The organism is Micromonospora sp. GCM10011541, assembly GCF_042650725.1.
GTDB lineage: Bacteria > Actinomycetota > Actinomycetes > Mycobacteriales > Micromonosporaceae > Micromonospora > Micromonospora sicca.
In genome coordinates, this window is sequence record NZ_JBHSBP010000108.1 from 1 (window position 1) to 2,705 (window position 2,705).

Annotated in this window: 2 protein-coding genes; both read left to right on the forward strand. The window is 66.4% G+C overall.

Features of this window, described 5'->3' with window-relative positions:
- The first annotated feature begins 302 nt into the window (after positions 1-302).
- On the forward strand, positions 303-881 hold the full coding sequence (locus tag ACFOYX_RS35900; protein ID WP_172894122.1) for a TetR family transcriptional regulator: 579 nt from the start codon (positions 303-305) through the stop codon (positions 879-881).
- A 115-nt stretch (positions 882-996) separates the two neighbouring features.
- The gene (locus ACFOYX_RS35905) at positions 997-2,607 is read left to right on the forward strand and encodes a GMC family oxidoreductase N-terminal domain-containing protein (protein ID WP_322443048.1); all 1,611 of its coding nucleotides are present in this window, start codon (positions 997-999) and stop codon (positions 2,605-2,607) included.
- Positions 2,608-2,705 lie beyond the last annotated feature (98 nt).

Genomic DNA, 2,705 nt, shown 5'->3' on the forward strand with positions numbered 1-2,705 from the left:
CCCTACACGCCGTGCTTCATCGCCTTGTGACCACGCGCCCTACCGAGTTCCCGGACGCTCACTAAGACGACCTTCGTGTCGTCAGGGCCATAATGACGCACCACGCCGACCTGCTCGCTGGAGAGCTGGACTGCGAGGATGAGATGGACGCACTTCGGGTCTGTGGTTATCCGCCACCGTCCCCCTGGTGCCCGGGGGGTGGTGAAGTCGGCGGTGCCGCTCCACGAAGGTGATGCTCATCCTGATAACGCTCGAACTAGGAGAAATTCGTGGCAACTAAGCGTCCCCTGGGGAGACCCCCGGTGTCGTCGCGCCAGGACGTGGAAGCGGTCGCCGTCGAGCTCTTCTTGGCGCGTGGTTTCGAACAGACCACCGTCGATGACATTGCCGCCGCCGCCGGAATCGGTCGATCCACCTTCTTCCGCTACTTCCCGGCGAAGGCCGACGTTCTCTGGCTGCCCTTCGACCATCATCTCGACCGTCTGCCTGCCACCCTTGCCGAGCGCCCACTCGCGGAGCCCCTGACGACGGCGATCATTCACGGGGTCATGCAGGCGATGCGGGAGAGCGGCGACCCGCGCGGCGTGTGGCTTCGCAGGTTCGTCGCGCAAGAGGAGCAGGCCCTCCAGGAGCAGGAGTCGGTGCGCTGGTCTCGCTGGGCGGCCGTGGTGGCCGGCTTTGCCGCCAAGCGGCTTCCCGGGGCGCGGGGTGAGCTCGCGGCCGCCATGTTGGGCGCGGCAACCCAGGCGCTGATTCGTTCCATGCTGCGCCGTAGGGCCGGACGGGACACGCGCACCGAGACCGTCCTGGACGAGATCGAGCGTGAGCTGCATGCGCTGCTCGGCCCTCTCCAGGCGTGGCTGGACCAGATCGGGAGCTAAGTCCTTGTTTTGGGACTGAGTTCCGATTTGTTTTGGGACTGAGTCCCGATACTATCGGTGGGAGACGACTCTTCACCACATGGGTGAGGCCGCATAGCGCGAAGGAGCGTTTCTCATGGGTCATGAGGATGCGTTCGACTACATCGTTGTCGGTGCCGGTGCTGCTGGCTCGGTGCTGGCGAACCGGCTGACGGCGAACCCGACCGTGTCGGTCCTGCTGCTCGAGTACGGCGGACGGGACCTGAACCCCATGCTGTACGTCCCGAAGGGCTTCTACTTCACGCTGAACGGCGATCGCTACACGTACCACTATCCGACGAAGCCCTTCAAGTCGGACGGGACAGGCGAGCCCTGGACCCGTGGGAAGGTCATGGGCGGCTCCACAACCGTCAACGGCATGATGTACACGCGCGGGTTCAAGGACGACTACGACGAGCTCGTCAAGCTGGGTAACCCGGGCTGGGGATGGGACGAGATCCTGCCCATCTATCTCCAGATGGAGGACCACCAGCTCGGCGCATCCCCCATGCGCGGCGCCGGCGGACCGTACGGTGTCTCGCTGCCCGAGGCCGACGAGGCCGCCAAGCTCGTGCTGGAGTCGGCCCGCTCCATCGGACTGAAGGTCGTCGCGGACACCAACGCCGAATCCGGCGAACGGATCGGCATGACCCCGTCGAGCATCAAGAACGGGGTGCGCGTCTCGGCTGCCAGCGCCTTCCTCCGCCCGATCCGCCACCGCGCCAACCTGACCGTGCTGGACCGCACCCGAGTCGGCCAGCTGCTCTTCGACGGCAACCGTGTCGTCGGCGTGCGCGCACGGAGACGCGGCCGGCAGGTCGAGTTCCGGGCGCGCCGCGAGGTGCTGGTCTCGGCCGGCACCGTCGAAAGCACCATGCTGCTCGAGCGGTCCGGCATCGGCCGCGGAGACGTTCTCTCCCGGGCCGGCGTCGCGCTCCGCGTCGAGAGCCCCAACGTGGGCGAGCGGGTCATCGAGCAGCGCGGTGCGACCATGCAGGTCAAGTTCAAGCGACCCGTCGGGATGACCGAGCACCTCAACACCCTGCCGAAGCAGGGCTGGGAAGGCCTCAAGTACCTGCTGACCCGACGCGGCGCCATTGCGGACGCCGGTTACAACATCCTTGCAGGGATCGCGTCATCACCCGCGCACGCCGACCACACCGACATCCAGGGCCTGTTCGTTCCACTGGCGCTCGACGCCACCAGCTTCGACTCGGTCAAGCTAGCCAAGCACTCCGGGGTGATGTTCCTGGGCTACGGCATCAAGCCCACCACGACGAGCTCCATCCACATCACCTCTGCCGACCCCGATGCGCTCCCTGAGATCGATGCGCATTACCTCGAGACCGAGGAGGACCAGAGGGTGGCCTCGGCCCTGCTCGACAAGGCTCGCGAGGTGTTTGCGGCACCGCCGATCGCCGACCTCATCCAGGAAGAGGAATACCCGGGACCGGCCGTGTCAACGCACGAGCAGGTGCTCGCCTATGCGAAGGAGCCCGGCGCGACGATCTATCACGCCGTCGGAGCGAACGGGATGGGCCCCAACGACGACGACGTGATCGATTCCCGGCTGCGCGTGCGCGGAGTGTCCGGCCTGCGGGTCATCGACGCCTCATCCCTGCCGATCCAGGTCTCCGGCAACACCGCCGCACCGACGATGGCGCTCGCCTGGCGCGGTGCGGACTTGATCGCCGAGGACGACTCCTGATGCACGCGTGGGATTAACTAGCCGGTTGCCATCCCGATGCTCCTATGGAGGTCAAGTGGTCAGGGCGATGAAGTCGGCGAGCAGGGCGGTGTAGACGT

What these genes read in the sequence shown, in the direction of transcription:
- ACFOYX_RS35905 (WP_322443048.1), top strand. Translation starts at nt 997, where the DNA reads ATGGGTCATGAGGATGCGTTCGACTACATCGTTGTCGGTGCCGGTGCT.